Here is a 22007-nt window from a genome sequence, read left to right as displayed (position 1 = left end):
ATGTTAAAATAATTGATTGTAAAGCAATGAGCAAAAAAGATAATAAAGAAGTAGAATCTTCAGAGCAGGTTGAAGAGCAAGTATTGCAGAAGGATGAATCAACCGTTGAAGAAAAGCTTACAGAATCATTAGAGCAAGAAAAGGATAAATTTCTGCGATTGTTTGCGGAATTTGAAAATTATAAAAGACGTACAGCCAAAGAGCGTATAGACTTGTTTAAAACAGCCAGTGAGGATGTTATGTTGGCCATGTTGCCTGTTTTAGATGATTTTGAGCGCGCCTTAACCCATATTGAAGAGGACAAGGAAGCCGAAGAACTTCGTAAAGGCGTACTATTAATTTACCAAAAATTGATGAATACTCTGGAACAAAAAGGTTTGAAGCCTTTGACTGTAACAAGTGGGGATGATTTTAATGCTGATGTGCATGAAGCCATTACACAAATTCCAGCACCAACAGATGATTTAAAAGGTAAAATTATTGATGTTGTTGAAAAAGGTTATCAATTAGGAGACAAAATAATCAGATTTCCAAAAGTAGTTATAGGACAATAAGGACATGGCAAAAAGAGATTTTTACGAAGTATTAGGTGTTGATAAAAGTGCTAGCCCAGCAGACATTAAAAAAGCTTACCGAAAACTGGCTTTAAAATATCATCCGGATAAAAATCCAGATGATAAGGAAGCTGAAGCTAAATTTAAAGAAGCTGCAGAAGCATATGAAGTGTTGAGTAATGCTGATAAAAAATCGCGTTACGACCAATTTGGTCACCAAGCCTTTGAAGGTGCTGGTGGCTTTGGTGGTGGCGGCATGAATATGGATGATATTTTTAGTCAGTTCGGCGATATTTTTGGTGGAGCTTTTGGTGGCGGCGGATTCTCTGGGTTTGGCGGTGGCTTTGGTGGCGGTCAACGTCGTGTAAAAGGGAGTAACTTAAGAATTCGTGTGAAACTGTCTTTGGAAGAAATTGCCAATAGTGTTGAGAAGAAGGTGAAAGTAAGACGTAAAGTTCAAGCTTCAGGAACAACCTATAAAACCTGTCCAACCTGTAATGGTTCTGGTCAAGTTATGCGCGTTACAAATACCATATTAGGTCGTATGCAAACGGCTACAACCTGTAATACTTGTGGCGGTGCTGGCCAAACTATCGATAAAAAACCTCATGATGCAGATGCTCAAGGCATGATTGTTAAGGAAGAAACGGTTTCTATAAAAATTCCTGCAGGTGTGGTTGATGGTATGCAGTTAAAAGTTACTGGAAAAGGGAATGAAGCCCCAGGAAATGGAATTTCTGGAGATTTATTGGTAGCTATTGAAGAAGAAACTCATGAAACGCTTCAAAGAGAAGGTGACAACTTACATTATGATTTATATATCAGCTTTCCAGATGCTGTTTTAGGTACTTCTAAAGAAATAGATACGGTTACTGGAAAAGTGCGTATTAAAATTGAAGCAGGTGTACAATCAGGAAAAATATTAAGGTTAAGAGGAAAAGGAATACCTTCCATAAACGGCTATGGTAAAGGCGATTTATTGGTCCATGTAAATGTCTGGACACCAAAAACATTGAATAAGCAGCAAAAGGAATTTTTTGAAGCTATGCGTGAGGATGATCATTTTGATCCAAAACCTGAAAGTGGTGATAAATCATTCTTTGAAAAGGTGAAAGATATGTTTTCATAAAATAATTATTGAGTCCAAAACATCTGTAATTCAATTATCTAAAGAATATCTGTAAGATTTTTATTAAAGATATTTTTTAGCTTTTGGCCTCTATATCAGAAAATAATACTATATTTGATTCATCACTATTTAATAATAGTGGTAATTTTTCTTTTTCATAGCAATTTTTTCCCATCCTTTAATTAATTTTTTAGGATGGGTTTTGTTTTTTTAGAGCCCAATTAAAAGATAAATAAATTTAGTTTGCGGCTTACATTTAATATATTTACATCCAACTAAATCATAATAAAACCAGTATGGAAAACTTATTGGAAGCGCATGCTGTTTCCAAAAAATTTGGACACTTTACAGCCTTAAACAACGTTTCTATAGCTGTTCCAAAAGGAAGTATTTTTGGTCTGTTAGGACCAAATGGTGCTGGTAAAACAACCCTTATTCGAGTTATTAATCAAATCACTATGCCCGATAGTGGCCACGTGATTTTGGATAATGAGCCATTACAGCCACACCATGTCAGGGATATAGGCTATTTGCCTGAAGAAAGAGGTTTGTATAAATCTATGAAAGTTGGTGAGCAAGCATTGTATTTGGCACAATTAAAGGGTTTGAGTAAAAGTGAGGCCAAAGTACGATTGAAGTATTGGTTTGACAGATTGGAGATAGGTGATTGGTGGAATAAGAAAATTCAGGAGCTATCTAAAGGTATGGCCCAAAAGATTCAGTTTGTGGTAACTGTTTTACATAACCCAAAACTATTGATTTTTGATGAGCCGTTCTCTGGATTTGACCCTATTAATGCTAATTTAATCAAGGATGAAATCTTGAGATTAAAAAATGAAGGTGCCACTGTTATTTTTTCAACACATCGCATGGAGTCCGTTGAAGAATTATGTGATCATATTGCATTAATTCATCAATCCAATAAAATTCTTGATGGAAAACTAATCGACATAAAAAAGCAGTTTAAGACCAATACATTTGAAATAGGTATTAGAACCAATGATGACAGCAGTCTTCAAAAGGAAATTGCTGATAAGTTTGTGGTTTCGCCTGCAGATTTTAGAACTATAGGTGATGAGTTAAAACTAAAGGTCAAGTTAACTGATAATTTATCGCCCAACGATTTATTAAGTTACTTAACTTCAAAAGGAGAAGTTTCTCATTTCGTTGAATTGGTGCCATCAGCCAATGATATATTTATTCAAGCAGTCAAGAATCATTAAGCATGAATCATTTACCACTTATAATAAAGCGCGAGTATTTAACCAAGGTTAAGAATAAGTCTTTTTTGATTATGACTATTTTGAGCCCAGTTATCATGATTGCTTTAATAGCAGTAGTTGCTTATTTGTCGCAATTAAACAATAATTCAAAGCGACATATTTCTATTTTGGATGAATCAGGTAAAATCAGTTCCATATTCGAAGATTCCGATAATATCACGTACACTGTTTTAGAAAATGTGTCCCTCAATGATGCCATGGACATAGTTAAGGAACAAGAAAACTATGGACTTTTATATGTTGAAAAACAACTTGATATTAGTGACATAGCAAAACACATTAAGTTCTATTCTGAAGAATCACCTTCAATAACCCTAATTTCTGATTTAGAGGGTAAATTGGAAAAACGTTTAACCGATTTAAAATTGGAAGCTGTTGGCGTTGATATCAAGAAGATCCAGTCAGCGAAAGTGAGAGTTGATATTGAGCAGGAGAGTTTTGCTGGCGAGAAAACGTCAAAGATTGACAGCATTATGAAATTGGCATTCGGTGGTGCTGCTGGTTACTTACTCTTTATGTTTATCATAATTTATGGTAATATGATTATGAGAAGTATTATTGAAGAAAAAACGAGCAGGATTATTGAAGTTATTATTTCTTCGGTAAAACCCGTTCAACTCATGTTGGGAAAGATTATAGGTACGTCATTGGCAGGAATTACTCAATTTGTTATTTGGATCCTGCTGGGTGGTGTATTGCTATCCATTGTATCAGCTGTTTTTGGTTTGGATCTCATGCAATCTCAATTGCCTAGAGAAGAATTGATGAATCAGGCTATGAATAATAATAACATGACTATGGAAATGCAAAATATCATTGTGGCTTTTAATAATTTACCGATTACCAACTTGATTTTTGCATTCATTCTATTTTTTATAGGCGGGTATTTGCTTTACAGTTCATTATATGCTGCTATTGGGGCAGCTGTTGATAATGAAACTGATACACAACAGTTTTTGTTACCTATTCTGATGCCTTTGATTTTGGCTGTTTATATTGGTATTTTTACAGTAATCGAAGATCCACATGGAACAGTTTCAACGGTATTTTCCTTTATTCCGTTTACCTCACCTGTGGTCATGCTTATGCGGATACCATTTGGAGTTCCTATTTGGCAACAATTGTTGTCTTTGTTACTATTGTTGGGAACATTTATGTTTACAGTTTGGTTTGCTGCAAAAATTTATAGAGTTGGAATTTTAATGTATGGAAAAAAACCAAGCTACAAAGAACTTATAAAGTGGATTAAATATTGATAGACTATGCAAAATCAACTAACCGATATAGAGGATATTGTAAAAGAAAGTTCCATTTGGGAAACTTTTGTTGACTTTTTAGGAACAGTACTTTACGTCAATGAGGATAAAACCATTAAAATAACAATCGGTCTTATCCTATTGGTTGTTGTCATCTATTTGGTGACAACGGTTGTATTAAATATTGTTAAACGTTTGTTTACAAGGAATTTGCCTAAAGATGATAAAGCCAAGTTTAATACAGTTTTTTCTTTTGCAAGGTGGGTAGTCTATTTGGTTGTTTTATTGATTGTATTTGATTCGGTAGGTGTTAATGTTACAGCCATATTTGCAGCTTCGGCAGCATTATTGATCGGTATTGGTTTGGCATTGCAAACCTTGTTCCAAGATATTATTTCAGGTGTCTTTATTTTGATTGATCAATCCGTTCATGTTGGTGATATTATTGAGATTGAAGACAAGGTGGGTCGTGTTGAAGAAATTAAATTACGAACAACCAGAGCGGTAACCATAGACAATAAAGTACTTATTATACCAAACCATTTATATTTAACAAATAGCCTGTACAACTGGACTCAAAATGGCGTGTCAACTCGAGAAAGTGTTACCGTGGGCGTTGCTTATGGTAGTGATGTACAGTTGGTAAAGAAATTGTTATTGCAAGCGGCAAGTTCCCATAAAGATGTTATTGACTATCCCGAACCTACTGTTTTATTTACGGATTTTGGAGACAGTTCCTTAAATTTTAAAGTCATTTTTACAATTAATGACAGTTTTAAAGCACAATTTCCAAGAAGTGATATTCGTTTTGAAATAGATAGATTGTTCAGGGAAAATAATGTTACCATACCATTTCCACAAAGGGACATTCATATTATTGAAAATAAGAAATAAAAAACAATGCCTAAAATATTAGTAATAGAAGATGAAGCGGCTATTCGTCGTGTGTTAGTTAAAATATTATCAGAAGAAAGTGATACCTATCAAGTTGAGGAAGCTGAAGATGGCCTCCAAGGAGTTGAGGCTATAAAAAAAGAGGATTATGATTTGGTCTTGTGTGATATTAAGATGCCCAAAATGGACGGTGTTGAAGTTCTGGAAGCCGTTAAAAAGATAAAACCTGAAATACCAATCGTGATGATTTCTGGTCACGGCGATTTGGATACAGCCGTCAATACGATGCGCTTGGGTGCTTTTGACTATATCTCAAAACCACCCGATTTAAATCGTTTGTTGAATACTGTCCGCATTGCTTTAGACAGAAAGGAACTTGTTGTAGAGAACAAGATGCTCAAGAAAAAGGTCAGTAAAAACTATGAGATGATTGGAGCGAGTGATGCTATCAATCAAATCAAAGAAATGATAGACAAGGTGGCCTTGACAGATGCACGTGTTTTAATAACAGGGCCTAATGGTACAGGTAAGGAGTTGGTTGCTCATTGGTTACATCAAAAAAGTGAACGTTCAAAGGGACCACTCATTGAAGTTAACTGTGCTGCAATTCCAGCTGAATTGATTGAAAGTGAGTTGTTTGGTCATGTGAAAGGTGCTTTTACGAGTGCTGTTAAAGATCGTGCAGGAAAGTTTGAAGCGGCAAATGGCGGCACAATCTTTTTAGATGAAATTGGAGATATGAGCTTATCCGCTCAGGCCAAAGTTTTAAGAGCTTTACAAGAAAACAAAATACAGCGCGTTGGAAATGATAAGGACATAAAAGTTGACGTTCGGGTCGTTGCTGCCACAAACAAAAACCTAAAGAAAGAAATTGAAGACGGAAATTTCCGTGAGGATTTATATCACAGGTTGGCTGTTATTTTGATTAAGGTCCCAGCATTAAACGACAGGCGAGAGGATATTCCGTTGTTGGTTGAGCATTTTTCCGATAAAATAGCTCAAGAGCAAGGAACAGTTAAAAAATCTTTTTCTGATAAAGCAATCAAGTTGTTACAAGAGTATGATTGGACGGGTAATATTAGAGAGTTACGAAATGTGGTTGAACGGTTAATTATCCTCGGAGGCAAAGAAGTCAGTGAAGCAGATGTTAAGATGTTTGCTTCTAAATAAGTTATTATAATTCACTCATTAAGCACCTAAAATAGGTGCTTTTTATTTTTAAAATATCATTCGATTGATGCCCTAACAAGGGTATTTAATTATAGATTTCAGAATTATTATATTTATGAACCATTAAAATGCATTTATGAAAGATATCAATATTCAAGAGTTTAAAATTGAGACCCCTGTTAAAATAAAAAACCTACCAACATCTTTTGATTTGGATGCTTCGGAAAAGAAAATAGAAGATGGATTGGAGGATGTCTGTAAAAAATTAGGCAAAATTCAAAACGCCATGTATGCTCATGGTAAATATGCCGTATTAATTTGTATTCAAGGTACTGATACTGCTGGCAAGGATAGTTTGATTCGTGAAGTTTTTAAAGATCTTAACGCTAGAGGTGTGGTCGTGCATAGTTTTAAGGTTCCTACCGAATTGGAGTTGAAACATGATTACCTTTGGAGACATTATATAGCCCTTCCCGCTCGAGGGAAGTTCGGTGTCTTTAATAGAACCCATTATGAAAATGTATTGGTAACTCGGGTACATCCGGAATATATTTTGGGAGAACACCTGCCTCATGTAAACTCATTGGATGATATAAATGACGAATTCTGGGAAAAACGATTTCGGCAGATTAATGATTTTGAAAAGCACATTGCTGAAAACGGCACCATTATTTTTAAGTTCTTCCTACATCTATCCAAAGATGAACAAAAAAATAGGTTGTTGAGAAGATTGGATAAACCTAATAAAAATTGGAAGTTTTCACCATCAGATTTAAAAGAACGTGAGCTTTGGGATGCCTATCAAGAATGTTATGAAGATGCCATAAATAGAACATCTAAACCGCATGCGCCTTGGTATACCATACCAGCAGATGATAAAGCGACAGCTCGATATATAGTCGCCAGAGTTCTATTGGACACCTTGAAAACCTATAAGGATATCAAAGAGCCTGAATTGGATGATGAAGTGAAAGCTAATATTGAAATTTACAGAACGCAACTGCAAAACGAATAAATTAAGGTTTCTTTTAGAATTGATGTCTACTAGAAAGCCTATCTTTATTTCATAATTATAAATTAAAATTCATGAAGCAATTTCTTGGGCTGATGCTTTTATTGCTGGCAGCCAATATTCAAGCACAATCAGATACAGAGACTTTAAGAACTATTTATACTACGTCATTGACCAATGGTAAAAGCTATGAATGGCTTGATTATTTATCCAATCAAATAGGAGGCAGGCTTTCGGGTTCACTCAATGCTGAAAAAGCGGTTCAATACACTAAAGAAGAACTTGAAAAATTAGGACTTGATAAAGTTTGGTTGCAACCAGTAATGGTTCCTAAATGGGTTCGTGGAACGAAAGAATATGCTTTTATTGAATCGAATACAGGTGTGACTACTACCGTGAACATTTGTGCGCTGGGAGGTTCTATTGCAACACCGTTTGGAGGAATTAAAGCGCCCGTAATTGAGGTTCAGGATTTTGATGAATTAAAAGCCATGGGTAAGGAAAAGGTAAGTGGCAAAATCGTATTCTTTAACCGACCTATGCAAGCCGATTTAATCCAAACGTTTGAAGCATATGGAGGTTGTGTCAATCAACGATATTCTGGAGCTATGGAAGCTGGAAAATTGGGTGCTGTAGGTGTAATTGTGCGATCTATGAATTTACGTTTAGACGATTTACCTCACACAGGGAGTATGAGTTATGGCGACTTACCTAATTCACAACGTATTCCTTCGGCTGCAATCAGCACCAATGATGCTGAAAAATTAAGTAGCATGTTGGCTTTAGATAAAAACTTAAAATTCTTTTTCAATCAAACCTGTCAACAGCTTAAAGAAGTACAATCTTATAATGTCATCGGCGAAATAACGGGAAGCGAATATCCAAATGAATACATAATTGTTGGTGGACACTTGGATTCCTGGGATTTGGGAGATGGTTCTCATGATGATGGTGCTGGTTGTGTGCAGTCCATGGATGTGTTACGCTTGTTAAAGGAAAGTGGCATAAAGCCAAAGCGAAGTATCCGAGTCGTTTTGTTTATGAACGAAGAAAATGGCTTAAGAGGTGCCACAAAATATGCTGAAGTAGCCAAGCAAAAAGGAGAGAATCATATTTTTTCATTAGAAAGTGATGCTGGCGGTTTTACGCCTCGTGGTTTTAGTTTTGATTGTTCTGATGCCGTCTTTAATAAAATTGAAAGCTGGAAATCATTATTTAAGCCGTATTTAATACACTATTTTGAGCAAGGTGGCAGTGGAGCCGATGTTGGTCCGTTAAAGACCGAAACCAATGTTTGTGCTGGTTTGCGTCCGGATTCACAACGTTATTTTGATCATCATCATGCTGCCAATGACACCTTTGAGCATGTGAACAAACGTGAGCTGGAATTAGGAGCTGCTACTATGACCAGTTTGGTGTATTTGATTGATAAATACGGCATATCACCAATTTCTAACAATGAAAAAATAAAAGACTGATGGCATGAAAAAACTATTACTCATATTCATATGTTTTATTTCGGTCAAGAGTTTTGCCCAAGACCCACAATTAGATGATAACACTTGGTATTTATATAATGTGATTGTAAATGGAGAGGATCACATTCCTCCTGTGAATGTTGAAGTTACGGATATTACATTAGATTTTTTTGATGGACAAGATTTTCATTCCGTAGTTTGTAATGATTTTTTCGGTACGCTTAATTTTGATGATGCCGAATCTACGTTCACATTTATTGGGATTGGAATTACCTTAATTAATTGTAATCTAACCGAAAACAATGTTTACGAGTCATCATATTTTAATTTTTATGGCAGTAATCAATCTGATCCATTTACCTATGAAATCACCAATGATTCTGGTATGAGTACGCTTATTATTACTGCTTCAAATGGAGATCAAGCTATCTATGGTAGTGTTAGGCTTAATGTTATGGAGTTTAAATCATCCAAAATAAAAACTTACCCGAATCCAATGATTAATAAATTGACCGTAGAGAAGATAAATACTATTAAAGACCTCAAGGTTAATGTGTATAACTTACAGGGTCGATTAATGTTTTCTGAAATGCTTGAAGGTGACCAAAATTCAATTATCAATGTTGAATCTCTTGACAAGGGTATTTACTTTTTTGTTTTTGAAGGAGATGGCTTTAAATCAAAAACCACTAAAATTATAAAACAATGATAAAAAATATAATAGGCACATGTTTTTTCTTCATCTTCATGAGTGCTATCTCGCAGACCAATGACAATCAACTACCTTACTACGAAATTCCTGAATACCCTGAATCCTTTACGGCTGGAACTGTAGCGGCAAGAGCGATTGATGGTTTAGGTTTTCGGTATTATTGGGCAACAGAGAGTTTAAGAACAGAGGATTTGAATTTTAAACCTAATGATGATGCGCGTTCCTCTATGGAAACCATCGAGCATATTTATGGACTGTCTAAAGTTATTGTGAATGCGACGCTAAAGAAAGATAATAGTCAAAATGATGAATTAGCTATGAGTTTTGAAAACATGCGAAAAGCCACGTTGATGAATTTTAAAACTGCAGCCGATATTTTAAGAAATAGCGATGATATTAGTCAATACAAACTTATTTTCAGCGATCGGGAATTTCCATTTTGGAATCAAATTAATGGACCTATTGAGGATGCTGTTTGGCATTGTGGACAGGTTGTGCTTTTAAGAAGATCTTCTGGGAACCCCTTTAATTCAAAGGCCAGCGTTTTTACAGGGAAATTAAGAGAGTAACTATTTAAGACTGTTTTTCTTCCTTTTCCTCACGCTTCATTTCAAAATATTTAGTTATCAGCCGCATTCCCAATCTTGCAAACAGGATAATTGCAAATGCCATAACTATACTAAAACCGTCCATAACAATTATTTGCTACAAAGATACGGGCTTTAGCATATCTGAAAGCATATAAGGAGCGCTTTAACTAATAATTATGACAAGAAAGAAATTGCATTAATTGACGAAATAAACTTTTTTGATTTTTCCTTTTTCAATGTGATAAATGGCTGTGGCTTCCATGAATCTGTCTCCAAACCGAACACGTTCTTCATCAATAACCACATTGCCTTGAACAATTCTGTTTTCTAACTCGCAATGTAAATTAGGCGTGTTTTCAAACATAGCTTCATAACCAGAGCGCATGGCATCTTTTCCTTTAAATAATAATTTATCAGGGAAATTATAAACTTCAACGTCATCAGCATAAGGCTCTAAAAAAGCATCAATGTTCCTTGAGTTATAAGCATTTAATTGCCTTTGTGCTAATACTTCAGGTGTGTCTTCAACAATTGAATCTACCTTAAATACCTGGCCTTTATTAATAACTTGGTCAATAGTCGTTAAATTATTTATGTTTTCAATGGGGTTTTTATCTAAAAGTATCAAGTTTGCTTGTTTGCCAACACTTACAGAACCAAGATTGTTTTCGTGACCTAATACCTTTGCACCATTTATGGTAGAAGCTTCTATAATTTGCCAATTGGTCATACCGCTTTCTTTCATGGCTAAAACTTCTGCTTGGTATGATGAAGCATGCATAGTCCCTATGTTTCCAGCATCAGTTCCTGTAGCAATTGTAACACCGGCATCAACTAATGTTTTTAGATTGGTCATCATGTTGGAGTTCATGTTTTCAGACCGGGTTTTCGATTGTTGTGAACTGGCCATAGTTTTATATCCGTCAACCAATTCCTTATTGTCTATATGTGATAAATCCATTAAAGAACCCAATTGATAAGGATTGGATTCCATTAATTCATGATTGTCAAAGCTATAATCTTGAGCAAATGTTTTCAAATACCTGTCATGCACTATAAGCGTAGGACATAAAATAATGTTATTCTTTTTAAGAAGGTTAGCGAATTCAGTTGTTATTAACTCGTCATCAACACTATGAACCAAAAAATCAGCGCCATTTTCAACTGCTAGTTGTGCTGTAATACGCTGTGTAGCATGAACAGCGACCTTTAAATTGTTTTTATGTGATTCTTCTATTATGGCTTTAATAATTGGTAGATTTTTACGTGCACTGGTTTCTATATCTAAACCATCCGCTCCTACGATATACCAAATTTTAATAAAATCGGGATTGTGTTTTAGTTCTTTTTGAACCATTTTTATACCCTCTTCTTCAGTTTTGACCAAGATAAACGGGTTATCATTCTCTAATCCTTTAAATGCTGCTGGTTCATAAGTAGTGAGTAATGGCCCAGTCATGTTTATGATTGGTGAGTGGTCTGAATTTTCAAAATCTTTACGTTGCTTTAAAAAGTTAAAGGTAGAACCCACATCAATAACATTAGTAATACCATTTTTAAGATATCGTCTTAAAACATCTTCCATGTTATCATGTGTCCAAGCTATTTCTGTTTCATAAGACAATTCATTTTTTAGGTCAATGACATCTGGTCTTGTATATAAACCACCACTTTGAGAGAAATGAACATGAGCATCAACCAAACCAGGCGCTAAAAATTTATTGGTGCCATCAATAATTGTGGATGATTCTTGGATTTTCACTTTTTTGCTGGATTGGATATTTGAAATTTTATTACCTGTAATTTCAACAGTTTGACTGGGAATTAATTTTTGATTCTCAACATCTATAATGGTAACATTTGTGATATAGATTTGTGAAAAAACAGTAGTTGATATAAGAAATAAACATAAACGTAAAAGTGATTTTTTCATGAAGTGGTTTTTTAAAATTGAAAATAAATAAATTGTTCGCCACTGCCTTGGGCAATAACAATTAGGAAAACCAAAATAGCCCAAAACACTCCAAACAAAATTGGATTTGATTTTTTAGAAACAGCCTTCATAGAGGTATTTCTCATAATCCAGTGGCTTGTAAAAAGTATTAAGATAACAACTAATACTTTAATAATATCAAATGATTGTAAAACTTTAGTGCCCTCGGTATTCATAAAGAACATAGATGCAATCATATTTTTGGCAGTCACAAATTCCCTAGCTCTAAAAAATACCCATGTCACATTTACCAGCATATAGGTCAAGAGAGCTAGGAAGATTCCGTTGTAGGCTGTTATTTTGATTTTAATCTTACTTTTTAATAATCTTTCAACTACCAAGTATATGCCGTGAAGGGCTCCCCAAATGACGAAAGTCCATGCAGCACCATGCCATAATCCGCCCAAAAGCATGGTTAGCATCAAAGCCACATACATTCTGATTATTCCATTTCGGTTGCCTCCCAATGGAATATAAAGGTAATCTCTGAGCCAGGTAGAAAGTGAAATGTGCCATCGCTTCCATAAATCAGAAAAACCAATAGCAGCATAGGGATACTTAAAATTATCAGGTAAAATAATACCTAGCATAAGTGCTATACCAATAGCGCAAGTTGAATACCCTGCAAAATCAAAGAATATCTGTCCAGAAAAAGCCAAAGTTCCCGTCCAGGCATCCAAACTGTGTAAAACATCTTTGGACCCAAATACTGTATCAGAAGTTTCAGCAAGGAGCGTATCGGCCAAAACTATTTTTTGAAACAATCCTATTGTTAATAGAAAGGTTCCCCAAAAAAATTGATTGGCACTTGCTTTTTTCTCCTCATAAAATTGGGTTATCAAATCTTTGGCTCTAACAATTGGACCTGCTACCAGTTGTGGGAAGAAGGTGACATAAAGTGCGAAATCCAAAAATGTTCTGGCAGGCTCAATTTTTCGATTATACATATCTATGGTATATGACATGGTTTGGAATGTATAAAATGAGATTCCCATAGGTAGAATAATATCCATAGGTTGTGCTTGAAATTCAACACCAATGGCATACAAACAACTCGTAAAGTTTTCCAAAAGGAAATTCCCGTATTTAAAGAAAGCTAGAAATCCAAGGTTTACAATCATGCTTAACAGTAACCACATTTTTCGCTTTCGTTGATTTTCTTCTATTGCCAATTTTTTACCAGCAGTCCAATCAACCACAGTTGAAATCCAAAGCAAAATGACCAATGGTGGATTCCAAAGTCCATAAAATATATAACTAGCCAATAAAAGCATTCGCTTTTTATTGTTCCAACTAAATAGTTTTGAGTAATAGAGTGCTAAAACGATTACCAAAAACACCATAAAACTTAATGAATTAAACAGCATAATTAGTTGGTTTTAGAGTTAAACGAAATACCGTCTTCTTTCATGATTTTGATAAGTTCGGCTGTGAAAAATCTGGCATCTTCAGTTGAGAGATGAGACCATTCTGGCAGATTTAGGTTGCCAAATTGTTCATAATCCATGTAATGATAACTTTTGACATCTGCTTTTTTGACCAATTCATCCCAAAATAGATCTCTTGAAAAACCTTTGCTTTCCGCCTCTTTAAAAAGGCCGGAGGAAGGACATCTAACTAAAACCAATTGACCCCCTTTATCCTTGAATTTTTTTGCCAGCTCCACAAAAGCATTTGTTGTTGCTTCCCTTTCAGGAGGTGGAAAATCACCACCTAAAAGTGTTTTCCAGACTTCCTTGACGGTGTTGGCATAGGCCGTATCCGTTATCATGCGTTCAGGCATTTTCATATGTCGCTCTAAAGTGATTTCTTCAAAATTATTGAATGGTGGATAAAAGGGTTCAGATCGTTCCTTTAATTGAATTTTGTTCAATAATGTTTTAAGGTCAACATCACTATCCCAACTTTCATCACCATCCCTGTAGAAGGCTAAATGTTTTTGAAGTGGCACGGATAGTTTATGATTAAGCCTTTGAGCGTATGTTCTATTGTAATAATAATCGACGAGTGACTGCGGTCGTTTTATGGGCGAGGCTTCAGGAAAAAGGGTTGAAAAAAACAACCCTGGTGTGACACCAACTACCAACAAGCCATTGTAATTGGTTTTTTCAACTATGTCTTTAAAAACAGGTATAGGTGAAGCCCCTTGAACGGCTAACATGATAGGTTTAGTATTTGTATCAGTTTCCCAAACATCTAATTGAATGTCATATAGGATTCTAGATGAGCCTATAAAAATGGCTGTGTTTGCTTGAAAATTCTCCAGTTTAGCACGCTGATTGGCCCAAAGGTTTTTATTGTCGTCAATATTAGGTTCAAGCCCTTGATAGCGCCAATAACATTCCCAAGATACTATTGCCACAAGACTTAAGATTAGCGTAACAAAGAATGAAAGTTTAAGGTTCATATGGTTTTTGGTTGGTTAAAAGTGTTTTTAGTAAATTAGAAAAGTAGGAGATGTATGCATTATCTGTTGTACAGATGGCAAATCTTATGGATAGGAAATAAGCTGTAGGTTTAGAATAGTGATTTGAAGTCAAATTTATTGCAGCCCAGGGCGCAAAAATTTTGGTTGATTTCATATATACGAGTCTTTTATATGCTATTAAAAAGACTTGAGGAGATTTTAAAGATAGTAAAAAAAAGGTTAGGTTACATATTTACAAACACATAGCCTGAAAGTTCATTTTCCTTTAAATTAATTTCAGTTTCATTGAGCAAAATGCCATGTTCAACGAATGCCTTTAAGTTTGTGAGCCAAAAAGTCCATCCGTTGCTACACCCAAAATGAATACGCAATTTACTTTCGTCATCTTCTGGAATTTCAAACTGTTTTAAAATAACAATGACAACTCCATTTTTTTCTTCCAATTTTATAGAGACTTTAGAACCTTCGAAAGTAAATTCCAAATAATCTTTGCCATTGGCCTGCAATATGGTTCCATTGGCTTCACCATCCCAATTATGCCAATGCCAAGTATAAGTATCTCTATTTTGAACGAATTCTGTTTTATCTTTTAAGTTTCCGTTTTTATCCTTAAACTTTGCTTGACTTAAGAACCAAGAGGTGATACCCTTTTCGGAAGCCCATAATTCATAAAGTTTTTCAACGGTAGATTTTATGTAAATCTTCTTTTCAAACGAATGCCATTGAAGTTTTTCCATACTATTTTAAATATTTAGCAAGCAAACCATGAAAATGATGAACCCCTTTTTCACGAGTTGGCGAAAAACGACCTGTGTTATAATAGCGCGATTGAACACCTTTGTGGACGCCTTCAACTACAAACTCGTCTTCGCGTTCTACTTTATCCAAAAGTGCACCAGCACCTTTATTCAGTTTCGTTTCGTCATAAACGTAAGTAATAAAGGATACTTTGGTTTTGTTCAGGCTAATAGGTTTAACCACATTAATAGACAAGCCCCAAGGATAAAAATTAAACATCATATTCGGGAAAATCCAATAATAATAAGCGGCAATGTTTTCGCCATAATCTTTATGATATTGTGGTAGGTCAAAAACCTCTTCACCTTCATTAGCATAGCCTATTTGTAAATTACAATGGGTGTAGATTTCAGTAGTATAATTACCATAGTCCAGAACACTATTTAGGTCGTCATGAACAAAAGGAATATGAAATCCTTCCAAATAATTATCACAATATAACGCCCAATGACAATTAACCAAATAATCTTTACTAGAACCAGTATCCCATTTAAACTGATGCAATGGTAAAAAACCAATACGTTCTATCATAACGCTCAATACATCATCCAAATCAAAAGATGGGTTTAAGCCCACAAATACAAAAGGTCCCAATGTTCTCACCAAAAACTCACGTAAACTATCACAAGGTCTCGGGAAGTTTTCGGCTTCTTCAAACTCGGGCATGGATTTAAAGGTTCCATCCAATCCAAAACGGCGACCATGATACATGCACCGCAGCTGTTTCATCTTCCCAGGATTGTTAACAACAATGTTGCCTCGGTGGGTACAGACATTGCTGAAGCATTTGATACTGTCTTCCTCATCTCGAGATAACACCAAGGGTTCGGTAATGTAATTATCCAGAAGAATAAATGGATGAACTGTTTGATTGAATGGGACTAAATTTTCGTCACCAATGAATTGCCAAGTTTTGACAAAAACCTTTTCCTTAATGTCCTCGAAAACGTTTTGGCTTCTATAAAAATCAGCAGGCAATGTCTCTGCAACTTTTATATCAGGATCTACAAAGAATTTTTTGCTCATGGATACCGAAATTTATGGTCACAAAAATTACAGTAATTTCAGAACATGAGCAAATCTATATTCTTTAATTCGTCCAATGGACAAATGTTCTTATAATGTTATTTCTATTTGGTTTTTAATGATATCATCAAAAGTTTCACGCTTGCGTATCAAATGTGGCTTGCCCTTCAGCCATAAAACCTCGGCAGGTCTGTATCGGGAATTATAGTTAGACGCCATAGAATAACAATAGGCTCCAGCATTTTTAAATGCCAAAATATCACCTTCTGTAATTTCACTAATTCGTCTATTGTTAGCGAAAGTATCTGTTTCACAAATATACCCTACAACCGAATAAAAGCGCTCGCGTCCATCGGGATTTGAAATATTAATAATTTCATGTTGTGAACCGTATAGCATAGGTCGGATGAGGTGGTTAAAACCCGAATCCACTTGAGCGAAAACTGTTGAGGTTGTTTGTTTGACCACGTTAACTTTAGTTAAAAAATAACCAGCTTCACTCACTAGAAATTTTCCAGGTTCAAAAGCCAAGGTGAGTTCTTTACCATATTCTTCACAAAACGCAGTAAAACGCTTGCTCAATTTTTTGCCAAACTCTTCAATATTGGTCTCAATATCACCTTCTTTATACGGCACTTTAAATCCTGACCCAAAATCTATAAATTCAAGATTTTTAAAGTTTTTGGCTGTTTCAAAAAGGATTTCACTGGCATATAAAAACACATCAATATCCAAAATATCACTTCCCGTGTGCATATGAATTCCATTAATGGTCATATGGGTATTTTCAACAATCCTTAAAATATGAGGTATTTGATGGATGGAAATGCCAAATTTACTATCAATGTGCCCAACGGAAATATTCGTGTTTCCGCCAGCCATAACGTGTGGGTTAATGCGAATGCAAACAGGTGTTTTTGGATATTTTGTACCAAATTGTTCTAATATAGATAGGTTATCAATATTAATTTGAACTCCTAAATTGGCAGCAAGTTCTATTTCCTCAAGCGATACACCATTAGGGGTGTAAATAATGTTTTCAGGTGAAAAACCAGCAACCAACCCTAGTTTTACCTCTTGGATAGAAACCGTATCCAATCCTGAACCCAATGAGTTCATAAGTTTAAGAACAGAAATATTGGATAACGCCTTCACGGCGTAGTTAATCTTCACCTGTTTCACCTTATTAAAAGCATTTGTTAAACGTTTATATTGGGAGGCCATTTTTTCAGAGTCATAAACATAAACCGGACTTCCATATTCCGATGCAATTTCTAATAAGGTGTTTGAATGCATTTTATTAAATTTTTAGATTTTGCAAAACTAAAAAGTATTTCATTTCAGGCTATAGAATATAAGGGTATTTATATCAAATTTCGGCCAATTAAAAAGCAAATAAATACTTCCGCTAAAATTTATTGGTAAAAAGTATTAGTATGATTACTTTTGTGCCACTTTAAATTTTGATTACAAGATGAACTTACACGAATATCAAGGAAAAGAAATATTAAATAGTTTTGGTGTGCGTATTCAACGCGGAATTGTTGCGCAAAGTCCTCAAGAAGCTGTTGCTGCGGCCAAACAATTAACCGATGAAACAGGCACAGGTTGGCATGTTATAAAAGCACAGGTTCATGCTGGCGGACGTGGTAAAGGAGGTGGTGTTAAGTTGGCCAAAAACTTAAAAGAAGTAGAAGAAATTGCTGGACAAATCATTGGGATGAATTTAGTGACACCTCAAACTTCTGCTGAAGGTAAACGTGTTCATCAGGTTTTAATTGCTGAAGATGTTTACTATCCTGGTGAAAGTGAAACGAGTGAGTTCTATATGTCAGTATTGTTGAATAGAGGCACCGGGCGTAACATGATCATGTATTCTACAGAAGGCGGTATGGATATTGAAACCGTTGCAGAAGAAACGCCTCATTTGATATTTACAGAAGAAATTGATCCTGCTGTTGGTTTGATGCCTTTTCAAGCGAGACGAGTTGCTTTTAACCTAGGTTTGAGTGGAACCGCATTTAAGGAAATGACCAAGTTTGTTACGGCGCTTTACACCGCTTATGTAAAATCAGATTCATCTCTATTTGAAATCAACCCAGTTTTAAAAACTAGTGATAACAAAATTATGGCTGTTGATGCTAAAGTAACCATTGACGACAATGCGCTTTACAGACATAAAGATTACACCGATTTAAGAGACTTACGTGAAGAAAACCCGATTGAGGTTGAAGCTAAAGAAGTTGGCTTAAACTATGTAGATTTAGATGGTAATGTTGGTTGTATGGTTAATGGAGCTGGATTGGCTATGGCTACTATGGATTTAATCAAGCAAGCAGGTGGTGAACCAGCCAACTTTTTAGATGTTGGAGGAACTGCTGATGCTGCCAGAGTAGAAGCTGCCTTTAAGATCATTTTAAAGGATCCTAATGTTAAGGCTATCTTAATCAATATCTTTGGAGGTATTGTGCGTTGTGATCGTGTAGCACAGGGTGTTATTGATGCCTATAAGAATATGGGAACGATAAATGTGCCAATTATTGTACGCTTGCAGGGTACCAATGCCGATATAGCGAAAGAGTTAATAGATAACTCTGGATTAGATGTTATGAGTGCCACTGAATTTCAGGAAGCAGCTGATAAAGTACAGCAAGTCCTTTCTTAAAACAGGAAATAATATTATAAATATTAAAAGAGCAACATTTATTTGTTGCTCTTTTTTTGTTCAGGCTTATGGTACCTTTTTGCAGATTTCTTTTTAGGAGGCATGGGCCCTCTTAAATGTATAACCAATCCGTTAAGGAAATTACGTAAAATCTGATCGCCACATTCTTTATATTTTGGGTGATCCTCATTTCTGAAAAAAGCCCCTAATTCACTTTTGGAAATTCTAAAATCTACCAATTCTAAAATTTTCACGATTTCATCATCGCGGAGTTTTAGAGCTACACGCAGTTTTTTAAAAATATCGTTGTTTGTCATTATTATGTATTTGGTTTGATTGGGTGTTTAAAATCCGTGTCTAAAACCTGAAATCTGAATTTATCGACGAAACACAAAAATCACATAAATGGCTTAATTTCAGATAAATACACTTTTATCTTTGAGTAAATGTAGGAAAATATCGATTAAAAGCACCCGATTTTTCGATAAGTTACAATTTATAGCGGATTATTAAAGAGTCTTTATCAGTATCTTTATATCACTAATTAATAATCCATTCCTCACAATGATAAACAGGGTTGAAAAATTGAGCCTCCTATCTGAAATGATTTCGTTTGCAAAAAATGAAAGTCACCTAAAACCTATTGAATATAACTTTCTTTTGGCGATAGCAAAGCAATTGGATATATCAAGAGAGGATTTTGATTATTTAATTGAACACCCTATTAATTATATTCATTTAGAATCGCATAGTGAACGCATTGTTCAATTCCATCGATTGGTGTTATTAATGAATATCGACCAAGAGAATAGTCCAAAGGATAAAATCAAGTTGCATAATTTTGGTTTACGCATGGGATTAAGTCATGAATCCATTAATAAGGTTCTTTACTTAATGGAGAGTTTTCCTAATAAAATCGTGCCACCAGATGTGTTGATTGACATTTTTAGGGTCCAATACAATTAAATTTTAAGCTTTTCCAATTTGTCTTGATAGACTTTTATTTCATCCCTAAATTTTGCTGCTTCCAGGAAATCTAGTGCTTTAGCGGCAGTTTCCATCATTTTACGCTTTTCACGAATTTTTTTCTCTAACTGACTTTTGGTTAAATAGTCACTTTCTGGTTCTGCAGCCTTGGCGGCTTCTAGTTCATAGCTATATGTGCTCACTGAATTTTTAGCCAAGGCATTGTCCAGACTTTTATTTAAGGCTTTTGGCTTGATATTGTTTTCAGTATTATATTGAATTTGCTTTTCCCGTCTATAATTGGTTTCATCGATCGTCTTTTGCATGCTGTTGGTTATTTTATCAGCATACATGATGGCTTTACCATTCAGATTTCTGGCAGCTCTTCCAACGGTCTGGGTCAATGATCTAGCAGAACGTAAGAACCCTTCCTTATCCGCATCCAGAATGGCCACCAAAGACACTTCGGGTAAATCCAATCCTTCTCTCAATAAATTAACACCAACCAATACATCAAAAAGACCTTTACGCAAATCTTGCATAATCTCCACACGTTCTAAGGTGTCTACATCGCTATGGATATAGCGTACTCTAATTTGAATTCGTGATAAATATTTGGTTAATTCTTCTGCCATACGCTTCGTCAGCGTAGTAACTAAAGTACGTTCATCCTTTTCAACACGCTGCTGAATTTCCTCAATGAGATCATCAATTTGATTCAAACTAGGTCTTACTTCTATTTCTGGATCAAGAAGTCCTGTAGGACGAATAACTTGTTCCACATAAACACCACCTGTTTTTTGAAGTTCATAGTCGGCTGGTGTGGCACTAACATAAATCACTTGATTTTGCAATGCTTCAAACTCTTCAAACTTCAACGGTCGGTTATCCATGGCAGCAGGAAGCCTAAAACCATATTCGACTAAATTTTCTTTACGGCTTCTATCACCACCATACATAGCATGTACCTGGGAAATAGTTACGTGGCTTTCGTCTACCACCATTAAATAATCATCTGGGAAATAATCCAACAGACAGAACGGTCTCGTTCCTGGTTGTCTACCATCTAAATAACGCGAGTAATTTTCTATACCTGAACAATAGCCTAACTCCCGTATCATTTCCAAATCAAATTCTGTCCGTTCCTTAAGGCGTTTAGCTTCCAAATGCTTGCCAATATCCTTAAAATAATCATATTGTTTCACCAAGTCGTCTTGAATATCCCGAATGGCATTTTGCAAAACTTCTGGTGAAGTCACAAACATATTTGCTGGATAAATATTCAAGCGGTCGTATTTTTCAATGACTTCGTTTGTTTGAATGTTGAATGCTTCAATATCTTCAATTTCATCACCAAAAAAATGAATGCGAAAAGCATGATCATCATAACTCGGGAAAATATCTACGGTGTCACCTTTGATTCTGAAGTTACCATGATTAAAATCTGCTTCCGTTCTAGAATACAAACTTTGAACTAATTGATGCAGCAGTTTGGTACGCGAAATTACTTGGTCGCGCTTTAATGTGATGACATTTTTCTGAAATTCAACGGGATTACCGATACCATATAAACAGGATACTGAAGCCACTACCAAAACATCCCGTCGACCTGACAATAGGGAAGAGGTGGTGCTTAATCGCATTTTTTCTATTTCTTCATTAATGGAGAGGTCCTTCTCAATATAAACGCCTGAAACTGGAATATAGGCTTCAGGTTGATAGTAGTCATAATAGGAAACAAAATATTCCACCGCGTTGTTTGGAAAAAACTGTTTGAATTCGGAATACAACTGGGCTGCTAAAGTTTTGTTGTGAGCCAGCACCAAAGTTGGTTTTTGAACTTCCTGAACAACATTGGCAACGGTAAACGTTTTACCAGAACCCGTAACACCTAATAGCGTTTGGTATTTCTCGTCTTGACGGATACCTTCAACTAACTGACTAATAGCCTCTGGCTGATCACCTGTGGGTTGGAATTCGGATTCTATTTTGAATTTCATAGCAAAATTTCAGCTTGTTCTAAAGCCCTAAATTACTTATTCTTTATGAGTTT

The 22007-nt window shown here is 35.3% G+C and carries 20 protein-coding genes; 12 read left to right on the top strand and 8 right to left on the bottom strand.

The window, feature by feature from the left end:
* Positions 1-26 precede the first annotated feature (26 nt).
* The 10 genes from C1T31_RS07500 to C1T31_RS07455 all read left to right on the top strand — a co-directional run bounded on the left by C1T31_RS07500 (position 27) and on the right by C1T31_RS07455 (position 10057).
* On the top strand, positions 27-554 hold the full coding sequence (locus tag C1T31_RS07500) for a nucleotide exchange factor GrpE (RefSeq protein WP_103051878.1): 528 nt from the start codon (positions 27-29) through the stop codon (positions 552-554).
* A gap of 4 nt (positions 555-558) precedes the next feature.
* Positions 559-1683: a molecular chaperone DnaJ gene (dnaJ, locus tag C1T31_RS07495; protein ID WP_103051877.1), complete on the top strand. Its 1125-nt coding sequence runs from the start codon at positions 559-561 to the stop codon at positions 1681-1683.
* A 296-nt stretch (positions 1684-1979) separates the two neighbouring features.
* On the top strand, positions 1980-2906 hold the full coding sequence (locus C1T31_RS07490) for an ABC transporter ATP-binding protein (RefSeq protein WP_103051876.1): 927 nt from the start codon (positions 1980-1982) through the stop codon (positions 2904-2906).
* Between the two features lie 2 nt (positions 2907-2908).
* Positions 2909-4222 (top strand): ABC transporter permease, encoded by a 1314-nt coding sequence (locus tag C1T31_RS07485; RefSeq protein ID WP_103051875.1) that lies wholly within the window; start codon positions 2909-2911, stop codon positions 4220-4222.
* A gap of 6 nt (positions 4223-4228) precedes the next feature.
* A complete protein-coding gene (locus C1T31_RS07480; RefSeq protein ID WP_103051874.1) occupies positions 4229-5116 on the top strand; it encodes a mechanosensitive ion channel family protein in 888 nt (295 codons plus the stop codon).
* Between the two features lie 6 nt (positions 5117-5122).
* On the top strand, positions 5123-6286 hold the full coding sequence (locus tag C1T31_RS07475) for a sigma-54-dependent transcriptional regulator (protein ID WP_103051873.1): 1164 nt from the start codon (positions 5123-5125) through the stop codon (positions 6284-6286).
* 136 nt (positions 6287-6422) lie between these two features.
* Entirely contained in the window at positions 6423-7301 is an 879-nt protein-coding gene (locus C1T31_RS07470; protein WP_103051872.1) for a PPK2 family polyphosphate kinase, read from the top strand.
* Between the two features lie 71 nt (positions 7302-7372).
* On the top strand, positions 7373-8776 hold the full coding sequence (locus tag C1T31_RS07465; RefSeq protein ID WP_103051871.1) for a M20/M25/M40 family metallo-hydrolase: 1404 nt from the start codon (positions 7373-7375) through the stop codon (positions 8774-8776).
* A gap of 4 nt (positions 8777-8780) precedes the next feature.
* Positions 8781-9485 (top strand): T9SS type A sorting domain-containing protein, encoded by a 705-nt coding sequence (locus C1T31_RS07460; protein WP_103051870.1) that lies wholly within the window; start codon positions 8781-8783, stop codon positions 9483-9485.
* Positions 9482-10057: a hypothetical protein gene (locus C1T31_RS07455; protein ID WP_103051869.1), complete on the top strand. Its 576-nt coding sequence runs from the start codon at positions 9482-9484 to the stop codon at positions 10055-10057. The genes C1T31_RS07460 and C1T31_RS07455 overlap by 4 nt, the downstream gene beginning before the upstream one ends.
* A 217-nt stretch (positions 10058-10274) precedes the next feature.
* Here the strand turns inward: C1T31_RS07455 and C1T31_RS07450 are convergent, their stop codons facing one another.
* The 6 genes from C1T31_RS07450 to lysA all read right to left on the bottom strand — a co-directional run bounded on the left by C1T31_RS07450 (position 10275) and on the right by lysA (position 17619).
* Positions 10275-12011, bottom strand: a complete 1737-nt coding sequence (locus tag C1T31_RS07450; RefSeq protein ID WP_103051868.1) for an amidohydrolase family protein — start codon at positions 12009-12011, stop codon at positions 10275-10277.
* An 11-nt stretch (positions 12012-12022) separates the two neighbouring features.
* A complete protein-coding gene (locus tag C1T31_RS07445; protein WP_103051867.1) occupies positions 12023-13438 on the bottom strand; it encodes an MBOAT family O-acyltransferase in 1416 nt (471 codons plus the stop codon).
* 2 nt (positions 13439-13440) lie between these two features.
* Positions 13441-14478 (bottom strand): hypothetical protein, encoded by a 1038-nt coding sequence (locus C1T31_RS07440; protein ID WP_103051866.1) that lies wholly within the window; start codon positions 14476-14478, stop codon positions 13441-13443.
* Positions 14479-14723: 245 nt separating this feature from the next.
* The gene (locus tag C1T31_RS07430; protein WP_103051864.1) at positions 14724-15236 is read right to left on the bottom strand and encodes an SRPBCC family protein; all 513 of its coding nucleotides are present in this window, start codon (positions 15234-15236) and stop codon (positions 14724-14726) included.
* A gap of 1 nt (position 15237) precedes the next feature.
* A complete protein-coding gene (locus tag C1T31_RS07425) occupies positions 15238-16323 on the bottom strand; it encodes an aromatic ring-hydroxylating oxygenase subunit alpha (protein WP_103051863.1) in 1086 nt (361 codons plus the stop codon).
* Positions 16324-16413: 90 nt separating this feature from the next.
* The gene (lysA, locus tag C1T31_RS07420) at positions 16414-17619 is read right to left on the bottom strand and encodes a diaminopimelate decarboxylase (protein ID WP_103051862.1); all 1206 of its coding nucleotides are present in this window, start codon (positions 17617-17619) and stop codon (positions 16414-16416) included.
* Positions 17620-17797: 178 nt separating this feature from the next.
* On the opposite strand from lysA, the gene sucC reads away from it, so the two are divergent.
* The gene (sucC, locus tag C1T31_RS07415) at positions 17798-18988 is read left to right on the top strand and encodes an ADP-forming succinate--CoA ligase subunit beta (protein WP_103051861.1); all 1191 of its coding nucleotides are present in this window, start codon (positions 17798-17800) and stop codon (positions 18986-18988) included.
* 38 nt (positions 18989-19026) lie between these two features.
* On the opposite strand, the gene C1T31_RS07410 is transcribed toward sucC, so the two are convergent.
* Positions 19027-19305, bottom strand: coding sequence for a DUF1456 family protein (locus C1T31_RS07410; protein ID WP_103051860.1), 279 nt, complete (start codon positions 19303-19305; stop codon positions 19027-19029).
* A 247-nt stretch (positions 19306-19552) separates the two neighbouring features.
* Between C1T31_RS07410 and C1T31_RS07405 the strand changes: the two genes are divergently transcribed.
* Positions 19553-19954: a hypothetical protein gene (locus C1T31_RS07405; RefSeq protein WP_103051859.1), complete on the top strand. Its 402-nt coding sequence runs from the start codon at positions 19553-19555 to the stop codon at positions 19952-19954.
* Here the strand turns inward: C1T31_RS07405 and uvrB are convergent.
* Positions 19951-21954 carry an excinuclease ABC subunit UvrB gene (gene uvrB / locus C1T31_RS07400; RefSeq protein WP_103051858.1) on the bottom strand — a complete coding sequence of 668 codons (2004 nt, stop codon included), beginning with the start codon at positions 21952-21954 and terminating at the stop codon, positions 19951-19953. The two genes, C1T31_RS07405 and uvrB, sit on opposite strands and share 4 nt — an antisense overlap.
* Between the last annotated feature and the right edge of the window lie 53 nt (positions 21955-22007).

Origin of the sequence: Hanstruepera neustonica (genome assembly GCF_002895005.1) — a bacterium.
GTDB classification, from domain to species: domain Bacteria; phylum Bacteroidota; class Bacteroidia; order Flavobacteriales; family Flavobacteriaceae; genus Hanstruepera; species Hanstruepera neustonica.
This window is presented reverse-complemented; position numbering and strand designations above follow the sequence as displayed.

Bases quoted from the DNA above. Each gene is read 5' to 3' on its own strand.
- C1T31_RS07500 (WP_103051878.1), top strand. From the start codon at position 27: ATGAGCAAAAAAGATAATAAAGAAGTAGAATCTTCAGAGCAGGTTGAA.
- dnaJ (WP_103051877.1), top strand. From the start codon at position 559: ATGGCAAAAAGAGATTTTTACGAAGTATTAGGTGTTGATAAAAGTGCT.
- C1T31_RS07490 (WP_103051876.1), top strand. From the start codon at position 1,980: ATGGAAAACTTATTGGAAGCGCATGCTGTTTCCAAAAAATTTGGACAC.
- C1T31_RS07485 (WP_103051875.1), top strand. From the start codon at position 2,909: ATGAATCATTTACCACTTATAATAAAGCGCGAGTATTTAACCAAGGTT.
- C1T31_RS07480 (WP_103051874.1), top strand. From the start codon at position 4,229: ATGCAAAATCAACTAACCGATATAGAGGATATTGTAAAAGAAAGTTCC.
- C1T31_RS07475 (WP_103051873.1), top strand. From the start codon at position 5,123: ATGCCTAAAATATTAGTAATAGAAGATGAAGCGGCTATTCGTCGTGTG.
- C1T31_RS07470 (WP_103051872.1), top strand. From the start codon at position 6,423: ATGAAAGATATCAATATTCAAGAGTTTAAAATTGAGACCCCTGTTAAA.
- C1T31_RS07465 (WP_103051871.1), top strand. From the start codon at position 7,373: ATGAAGCAATTTCTTGGGCTGATGCTTTTATTGCTGGCAGCCAATATT.
- C1T31_RS07460 (WP_103051870.1), top strand. From the start codon at position 8,781: ATGAAAAAACTATTACTCATATTCATATGTTTTATTTCGGTCAAGAGT.
- C1T31_RS07455 (WP_103051869.1), top strand. From the start codon at position 9,482: ATGATAAAAAATATAATAGGCACATGTTTTTTCTTCATCTTCATGAGT.
- C1T31_RS07450 (WP_103051868.1), bottom strand. From the start codon at position 12,011: ATGAAAAAATCACTTTTACGTTTATGTTTATTTCTTATATCAACTACT.
- C1T31_RS07445 (WP_103051867.1), bottom strand. From the start codon at position 13,438: ATGCTGTTTAATTCATTAAGTTTTATGGTGTTTTTGGTAATCGTTTTA.
- C1T31_RS07440 (WP_103051866.1), bottom strand. From the start codon at position 14,478: ATGAACCTTAAACTTTCATTCTTTGTTACGCTAATCTTAAGTCTTGTG.
- C1T31_RS07430 (WP_103051864.1), bottom strand. From the start codon at position 15,236: ATGGAAAAACTTCAATGGCATTCGTTTGAAAAGAAGATTTACATAAAA.
- C1T31_RS07425 (WP_103051863.1), bottom strand. From the start codon at position 16,323: ATGAGCAAAAAATTCTTTGTAGATCCTGATATAAAAGTTGCAGAGACA.
- lysA (WP_103051862.1), bottom strand. From the start codon at position 17,619: ATGCATTCAAACACCTTATTAGAAATTGCATCGGAATATGGAAGTCCG.
- sucC (WP_103051861.1), top strand. From the start codon at position 17,798: ATGAACTTACACGAATATCAAGGAAAAGAAATATTAAATAGTTTTGGT.
- C1T31_RS07410 (WP_103051860.1), bottom strand. From the start codon at position 19,305: ATGACAAACAACGATATTTTTAAAAAACTGCGTGTAGCTCTAAAACTC.
- C1T31_RS07405 (WP_103051859.1), top strand. From the start codon at position 19,553: ATGATAAACAGGGTTGAAAAATTGAGCCTCCTATCTGAAATGATTTCG.
- uvrB (WP_103051858.1), bottom strand. From the start codon at position 21,954: ATGAAATTCAAAATAGAATCCGAATTCCAACCCACAGGTGATCAGCCA.